Source organism: Streptomyces albidochromogenes, from assembly GCF_005981925.1.
GTDB lineage: Bacteria > Actinomycetota > Actinomycetes > Streptomycetales > Streptomycetaceae > Streptomyces > Streptomyces albidochromogenes.
Genome location: NZ_VBVX01000299.1, coordinates 1 through 7,628, shown reverse-complemented (window position 1 = coordinate 7,628; position 7,628 = coordinate 1). Strand labels below are relative to the sequence as shown.

Annotated in this window: 7 protein-coding genes; 1 reads left to right on the top strand and 6 read right to left on the bottom strand. The window is 70.3% G+C overall.

Features of this window, described 5'->3' with window-relative positions; genetic code table 11:
- The 4 genes from E2E34_RS27945 to E2E34_RS27930 form a co-directional block, all read right to left on the bottom strand.
- Positions 1 to 916 (bottom strand): ABC transporter ATP-binding protein (locus tag E2E34_RS27945; RefSeq protein ID WP_138904672.1); only part of this gene is annotated, 916 nt, incomplete at its 3' end.
- The gene (locus E2E34_RS27940; RefSeq protein WP_138904671.1) at positions 913 to 1,830 is read right to left on the bottom strand and encodes an ABC transporter permease; all 918 of its coding nucleotides are present in this window, start codon (positions 1,828 to 1,830) and stop codon (positions 913 to 915) included. The genes E2E34_RS27945 and E2E34_RS27940, both read right to left, overlap by 4 nt.
- Positions 1,827 to 2,897 (bottom strand): ABC transporter permease, encoded by a 1,071-nt coding sequence (locus E2E34_RS27935; RefSeq protein WP_138904670.1) that lies wholly within the window; start codon positions 2,895 to 2,897, stop codon positions 1,827 to 1,829. The genes E2E34_RS27940 and E2E34_RS27935 overlap by 4 nt, the downstream gene beginning before the upstream one ends.
- 3 nt (positions 2,898 to 2,900) lie before the next feature.
- Positions 2,901 to 4,748 (bottom strand): ABC transporter substrate-binding protein, encoded by a 1,848-nt coding sequence (locus E2E34_RS27930; RefSeq protein ID WP_138904669.1) that lies wholly within the window; start codon positions 4,746 to 4,748, stop codon positions 2,901 to 2,903.
- A 310-nt stretch (positions 4,749 to 5,058) separates the two neighbouring features.
- Between E2E34_RS27930 and E2E34_RS27925 the strand changes: the two genes are divergently transcribed.
- Positions 5,059 to 5,673, top strand: a complete 615-nt coding sequence (locus E2E34_RS27925) for a hypothetical protein (RefSeq protein ID WP_138904668.1) — start codon at positions 5,059 to 5,061, stop codon at positions 5,671 to 5,673.
- An 87-nt stretch (positions 5,674 to 5,760) separates the two neighbouring features.
- Here the strand turns inward: E2E34_RS27925 and E2E34_RS27920 are convergent, their stop codons facing one another.
- Complete coding sequence (locus E2E34_RS27920) at positions 5,761 to 5,994, bottom strand: DUF397 domain-containing protein (protein WP_138899087.1); 234 nt, start codon at positions 5,992 to 5,994, stop codon at positions 5,761 to 5,763.
- 118 nt (positions 5,995 to 6,112) lie between these two features.
- Positions 6,113 to 7,628, bottom strand: a 1,516-nt coding sequence (locus tag E2E34_RS27915; RefSeq protein ID WP_138904667.1) for a MinD/ParA family ATP-binding protein, incomplete at its 5' end; no start/stop codon positions are given.

The following is a 7,628-nucleotide window of genomic DNA, read 5'->3' as shown; positions in this document are numbered from 1 at the left end:
CCCGCAACGCCTGGTCCCGCGTACCGCACTCCTCCAGGGCGACGGGGCAGCGCGGATGGAACGTGCAGCCGGGCGGGAGCGCCGACGGGTCCGGGGGGTCGCCCGGCAGGCCGCGCGGGGCCCGCCGTGACGCCGCGTCACCGATGCGGGGGAACGCCGCCGACAGGGCCAGGCCGTACGGATGCCGCGCGTCCGTGAAGACCTCGTCCGCCGGGCCCTCCTCGACGACCCGGCCGGCGTACATCACCGCGAGCCGGTCGCACGTGTCGGCCAGCACCGACAGATCGTGGCTGATCATCAGCAGGCTGATGTCCTTGTCGGCGACCAGCCGCTCGATCAGGCGCAGGATCTGCGCCTGGATCATCACGTCGAGCGCCGTCGTCGGCTCGTCCGCGACGATCAGCCGCGGATCGCACGCCAGCGCCATCGCGATCATCACGCGCTGCCGCTGCCCGCCCGACAGCTCGTGCGGATACGCGTCGGCGCGCCCCGCCGGCAACCCCACCTGCTCCAGCAGATCACCGGCCCGCCGCCGCGCGGCCGCCGCCGTCGCCCCGCTGTGCAGCAGCACCGGTTCCGCGATCTGCTCCCCGACGCGGTGCACGGCGTTCAGCGAGTGCATGGCGCCCTGGAAGACGATCGACGCCCCCGCCCAGCGCACGGCGCGCAGCCGCCCCCACTTCATGGTGAGTACGTCCTCGCCGTCGAGGAGGATCCGACCGCTCAGCCTCGCCGACGCCGGCAGCAGCCGCAGCAGCGCCAGCGCCAGCGTGGACTTGCCGCAGCCGGACTCGCCCGCGATGCCCAGCTTCTGGCCGGCGGACAACGTCAGATCCACCCCGCGTACGGCGCGCGTCCCGGCGCCGTACGTCACGTGCAGATCCCTGACCTCCAGCAACGGGCCCAGTGTGCTCATCGGGCCGACACCCCCAGCTTGGGATTGAGGACGGACTCCACCGCGCGCCCGCACAGCGTGAACGCCAGCGCGACGACCGCGATGGCGATGCCGGGCGGCGCCAGATACCACCAGTGCCCCGACGAGACCGCGCCCGCCTCCCGCGCGTCCTGGAGCATGCCGCCCCAGGAGACGACGTCCGGGTCGCCCAGACCCAGGAAGGCCAGCGTCGCCTCCGTCAGGATGGCGTTGGAGATGCCGAGCGTGGTCTGGGCGAGGACCAGGGGCATGACGTTCGGCAGGACGTGGCGGCTCATGATGTGCCCGTGACCGCCGCCGAGCGCCGTAGCCCGTTCGATGTACGGACGGGACTCGACGGCCAGCGTCTGCGCCCGCACCAGGCGGGCCGTCGTCGGCCAGCTGGTGACGCCGATCGCCAGGATCACCGTCCACACGCTGCGCGACATCACCGTCGCCAGCACGATCGCGAGCACCAGCGTCGGCATCACCAGGAACCAGTCCGTGATCCGCATGGTGACGGTCGAGAACCAGCCGCCGAAGTGTCCCGCGAGGATGCCCACGAGCGTACCGATGGCGACCGACAGCGCCGCCGCCATCAATCCGACCGTCAGGGAGATCCGCGCGCCCCAGATCAGCAGGCCGAGCAGCGAGCGGCCGAACTGGTCGGTGCCGAGCGGGAACGCGCCGCTCGGCGACTCCAGCGCCGCCCCGGGCGCGTTCGTCACACTCTGCACGTCGCTGCCGACGAGCAGCGGCGCGGCCAGCGCCACCAGGGCGATCACGGCCAGGGCGCCGAGTCCGAAGAGGCCCGCCCGGTGGGTACGGTACGCACGCCAGAACCGGGCCACGGAGCCGCGGCGGCGGGCCCACGCCAGGGAGGAGGCGGTCTGAGCGGCAGTCGAAGGCACAGTCATCGGCCCACCCGGGGATCGAGCAGCGGATAGAGCAGGTCGGCGAGGAGGTTCATCAGGATCATCGCTCCGGCGAAGACCACGAACAGCCCCTGTACGAGCGGCAGGTCCGGCACGCTCAGCGCCTGGTAGAAGAGGCCGCCGAGCCCCGGCCACGAGAAGACCGTCTCGACGAGGATCGAGCCGGCCGCCACATGGCCCAGGTTGATGAAGACCATGGTGACGGTGGGCAGCAGGGCGTTGGGCACGGCGTGGTGGCGCCGCACCAGGTCGTCCCGCAGCCCCTTCGCGCGGGCCGTCGTCAGGTAGTCGCTGCCCATCTCGTCCAGCAGCGAGGCCCGCATGACCAGCAGCGTCTGCGCGTACCCGACCGCGACCAGGGTGACCACCGGCAGCACCATGTGGTGCGCCACGTCGGCGACGTACCCGAAGCCGGTCTCGCCGCCCGTCTCCATGCCGCCGGTGGGGAACATGCCGGGGATCGGGCCGATGCCCACCGAGAAGGTGATGATCAGCAGCAGCCCCAGCCAGAACGACGGCACGGACCACAGGGTGAGGGCCACGCCGGTGTTGACCTTGTCGCCCAGCCGGCCGTGGCGCCACGCGGATCGCGTGCCGAGCCACAGCCCGAGCATGGAGTAGATGACGACGGCGACGCCGGTCAGCAGCAGCGTCGCGGGCAGCTTCTCCGCGATCAGCTCACCGACCGGCGCGTGGAACTGGTACGAGGTGCCGAGATCGCCGCTGAGCGCCTTGGCGCAGTACTCCGTGAACTGCTGCCACACCGGCAGGTCCAGCCCGAACTGGCGTCGCAGCGAGGCCAGTTGCTCGGCGGACACCTGGCGGCCGTGCGTCATGGTGCGCACCGGGTCGCCGGGGATGATCCGGAAGAGGAAGAAGCTGGTGACGAGTACGGCGAAGAGCGAGACGGCCGCGCCGCCGAGCTTCCCGGCGACGTACATCAGATAGGCACGGGCGGAGCGGGCGCGCGGGCCGGACGGCCCGGTCTTCACCGGGACCGGGCCGTCCGGCGCGCCCTCCACGAGGGGGGTGGAGCTTGCAGTGCTCATGTACTACTCACGGTCTTCCGCGGTGGAGCGGCGGCGCATGGCGACGAAGACCACGAGCCCGGCTGCGAGGACGACGGTCGTGACGATGCCGATCACGAGGCCGGTGGAGGAGCCGTTCCCGCCGGAGGTGTCGTCGACCTCGGCGGGCACGGCGGACCACCAGCTCCAGTAACCGTCCTGACCCCAGAGGTTGCCGCCGGACTCGGGCATTGTCGTGATCGCCCTGATCTGGTCGGTACGGTACGCCTCGACCGCGTTCGGATACGCCATGACATTCATGTATCCCGTGTCGTAAAGCCGCGACTGCATCTGCTTGACCAGATCGGCCCGCTTGGCCGCGTCGTACTCCGCCGTCTGCTTCGCGTACAGCTCGTCGAACTTCTTGTCGCAGATGAAGTTGTCCGTCGCCCCAGTGTCCTTGGGCGTGGACGGCAGCGCCGCGCAGGTGTGAATGGAGAGGACGAAGTCGGGGTCGGGGTTGACGGACCAGCCGTCGAAGGCCAGGTCGTACTCGCCGGCCAGCCAGGGGTCGGAGACGTTGTCCAGGCACTCGACCTTCAGCCCGATGCCGAGGTCGCCCCACCACTCCTGCATGTACTTGCCGATGGCCTTGTCGTTCGGGTCCGTGGCGTGGCACAGGATGCGGAAGTCGAGCGGCCTGCCGTCCTTGCCGACGCGCTTGCCCGCCTTGTTCTTCTTGTAGCCCGCCTCGTCGAGGAGCGCCGCCGCCCGGGCCGGGTCGTACGCGATCCGCTGATCGGCGTCCGGCTTCCAGTGGTACGCCGAGAAGCGCGGCGGGATGTAGCCCTGCCCCTCGACCGCGTGGCCCTGGAACACCTTGTCGATGATCGTCTTGCGGTCGGTGGCGGCGAAGAGGGCCTGGCGCACCTTGGGGTTCAGCAGCGCCGGATGACCGTCGCCGAACTTCTTGCCGTCCTTGGACCTCGCGCCCGGATTGGTGGCCAGCGCGTAGAAGCGGCGACCGGGGGCGTCGTTCACCTTGATGTTCTTGGCCTTGGCAAGGGACGCGGCCTGGGCGGGGGTGAGGTTGGACGCGAAGGACACCTCGCCCTTCTGCAGCGCGGCGACGGCCGCGTCACCGTCCTTGTAGTACTTGAGGACCAGCTCGTCGAACTTCGGGGCGCCGCGCCAGAACTTCCGGTTCGGCTTGAACTTCACGTACTGGTCGACCTTGTAGTCGGTGAGGATGAAAGGCCCGTTGCCGACGACCGGGAACTTCTTGTCGTTGTTGAACTTCGCGTAGTCGCCGACCTTCTCCCACTCGTGCCGGGGCAGTATCGGCACATCGAGGGCGGCCATGGTCGCCTGCGGCTTCTTCAGCTCGATGACCAGCTTCGTGGGGCTGGGAGCGGTGACCTTCTTGAAGTTGGCGACGAAGCTGCCGTTGGCGGTGGCCGCGCCCTCGTCGGTCATCATCGTGTTGAACGTCCAGGCGGCGTCCTCGGCGGTGGCCTGCTTGCCGTCGGACCACCTGGAGTTCTCGCGGATGGTGTACGTCCACGTCAGCTTGTCCGGGGACGGCTCCCACTTGGTGGCGAGGCCCGGGATCGCGTGGTTGTCCTTGGCGTCGTAGTTCGTCAGGTTCTCGTAGATCAGCCGGTGCACGGTGGTGGAGACCAGCCGCTGGGCCAGGAACGGGCTGAGGGAGTCGACGCTCTGCGAGACCGCGACGGTCAGCGTCCGCTGCCCGTCCGCCCGCGCCTGCCGCGGGGCGGGATTCAGCGGGGTCGCGGCCGCGGCGGTCAGCGCCAGGGCGGTGACGCCGACGGCGAGCAGGGTGAGGGCTCGGGGGGAGGGACGGGCAGTGCGCGGAACTGTGGTGGTGTCCATAGGACTTTGACCTCGCGTCATCACTCGCACGGAGAAGGCGTGTTGATCACTGATGTCCAGCTCGTGAGCGCAGGTCTACCAGCGCTGGTCCGGCCGAGTCAACGATGTCAAAAACCCCGTGTGTACTGCGGGAATACCCGACCCGACGGCTGTGGGCGCGGGGCGCGGAGGTCCTTCCCACCCTCATTGGTCTACACCCTTGACGCCTGCCTGGTGAGGGTCTGGCGGAGACTCGGATCGCTCCGCGGCACGGGCGGTGCGGTTTGGTAATTTGGGCAGCTCCAGCTTCTGCTTCTCGGGGGACCCCTTCATGAGCCAGCCCTGGCAGCCCCAGTACAACCCGGGCCACCAGCCACCCGTACCCCAGCAGCCGCCTGGGCCTCCGCAGGGGTTCGGGGCTCCGCCGCAGGCGGCGCCGGGACAGTTCCCGCCGCAGCCGGTCTATCCGCAGCAGGGGCCGTACGGGCCACAGCGGAGGTCGGGCAACCCGGTGGGCGCGTTCTTCCTCGGCTTCCTCGCCTCGGTCGTCGTCTCGCTGGTGTACAGCGGCATCGTCTACGCCACGTACCAGGACCAGTCGGAGAACACGGTCTACGTCCTCTACGTGCTCCACGCGCTCGTCAACGGAGCGGCCGTCGGCGCGCTGGTCGGTCTGGTGGGCCACAGCCGGACCGGCGCCCACATCAGCGGCGCGGTCGTGGCCATACTCGGCGCCTTCTTCGGCTTCACGAACGCGGTGGTGTTCGTGACCATGGACGCCGGAATGTACGCCTTCCGGAACATGATGCAGGCGGACGCCCTGATCCCGGCCAAGGCCTGGTGGGGCAACGGAGGCGACAGCTGGCCGATCAGCCTGCTCGGCCTCGTGGTCGCCGCGGCGGCGGCCTGGGGCCTCGCCCACCTGGTCGGCAGAACCCGCCGCTGACACGCTCACGCCTGCGACACGACTTCGCCCCGCCGGCTCCCGTCCGGCGGGGCGAAGCACTGTGACGGCCACGGCACTCGGGCCGGGTCAGGTCAGGTCGAACTCACCGTCGCGCGCGCCGAGCACGAACGCCCGCCATTCGGCCTCGGTGTACCGCAGGACCGTCTCCGGATCCACGGACGACCTCATCGCGACGGCCCCCTCGGGCAGGTACGCGATCTCCACCCGCTCCTCGTGCTCGCTCGTGCCGGGCGCGCTGTGCCACTCGACGCCGGAGATGTCGAGGGCGTACAGCTCTTCCTTCTCCTGTGCGCTCCCCATGGTCAAACTCCCTTTCGGCATCGGGCAGGACGTCGTTCGGGCATCTTAGGCCGACACAACGGGCCTGGCGCACAAGCATGTTGTAGTAACTCACTCGTACGAGGGATGGCCCCCGGTGTTACTGGGTCCAGCCGGGGCCGGGCTGCTGCGGGTTCTGCGGCTGGGCCGGCTGCTGCTGCCAGCCCTGCCCCTGCGGAGGCTGCTGCTGGGCCGGCTGCTGCCAGCCCTGCCCGGGCGGGGGCGCGGCGCCGGGGTGCTGCTGGGGCGCGTAACCCTGCGGCGGCTGCTGCTGCGGGACCTGGTGCTGCGGGGGGCCCTGCTGCTGCGGGGCGAAGCCCTGGCCCTGCTGGGTGCGGGCGATGTCCTCGGCGACGAGGGCCGAGAGGTGGAAGTACGCCTCACGGGTCTTGGGCCGCATCATGTTCAGGTCGACCTCGGCGCCCGCCGCCAAGTGCTCGTCGAAGGGCACCACGACGACGCCGCGGCAGCGGGTCTCGAAGTGCGCGACGATGTCGTCCACCTTGATCATCTTGCCGGTCTCGCGGACCCCGGAGATCACGGTGAGCGACCGCTGCACCAGGTCGGCGAAGCCGTTCGCGGAGAGCCAGTCGAGCGTCGTCGAGGCGCTGCTGGCGCCGTCGACCGACGGCGTCGAAATGATGATCAGCTGGTCGGCGAGGTCCAGCACTCCGCGCATCGCGCTGTAGAGCAGTCCGGTGCCCGAGTCGGTGAGGATGATCGGGTACTGCCTGCCCAGCACGTCGAGGGCGCTGCGGTAGTCCTGGTCGTTGAACGTCGTGGACACCGCCGGGTCCACGTCGTTGGCGATGATCTCGAGCCCGGACGGCGCCTGCGAGGTGAAGCGGCGGATGTCCATGTAGCTGTTCAGCTGCGGGATCGCCTGCACCAGGTCGCGGATGGTGGCGCCGGTCTCGCGCCGCACGCGTCGGCCGAGGGTGCCGGCGTCCGGGTTGGCGTCGATCGCCAGGATCTTGTCCTGGCGCTCGGAGGCGAGCGTGGCGCCGAGCGACATGGTCGTCGTCGTCTTGCCGACGCCGCCCTTGAGGCTGATCACCGCGATCCGGTAGCAGGACATCACCGGCGTACGGATCAGCGCCAGCTTGCGCTGCCGCTCCTCCTCCTCCTTCTTCGCGCCGAGCTTGAAGCGGGAGGGGCCGGAGTTGTTCTTGCGGGCCTTGGGCTGGTTGCGCAGCAGCCGGTCCGAGGAGAGCTCGACGGCGGCGTTGTAGCCCAGCGGGGTGCCGGGCGCGGCCTGCTGCTGCGGGGCACCGGCCTGCGGTCCCGCCGGAGCGGTCCAGCCCTGCGCGCCGTACGCGGCGGGGGACTGCTGCTGGGGCGCCTGCTGATGCGGGTGCTGCTGGTACTGGGGCTGCTGGGCAGGCGGCTGTTGCTGTTGCTGCGGCTGCTGTTGCTGAGGGGGTACGGGCTGCCCCGTCTGCGGGTAGCCGTAACCCGCCTGCTGCGGCGGGTAGGTGTAGCCGGGCTGCGGCTGCTGCTGGGGCTGCTGCGGAGGCTGCGCGGCCTGCGGATGCGGCTGCTGCGGCTGCTGTACGGGCTGCGGTTGCGGCTGGGCGGCCTGTGGCGCCTGCGGGTGGGGCTGCTGGGGGTAACCG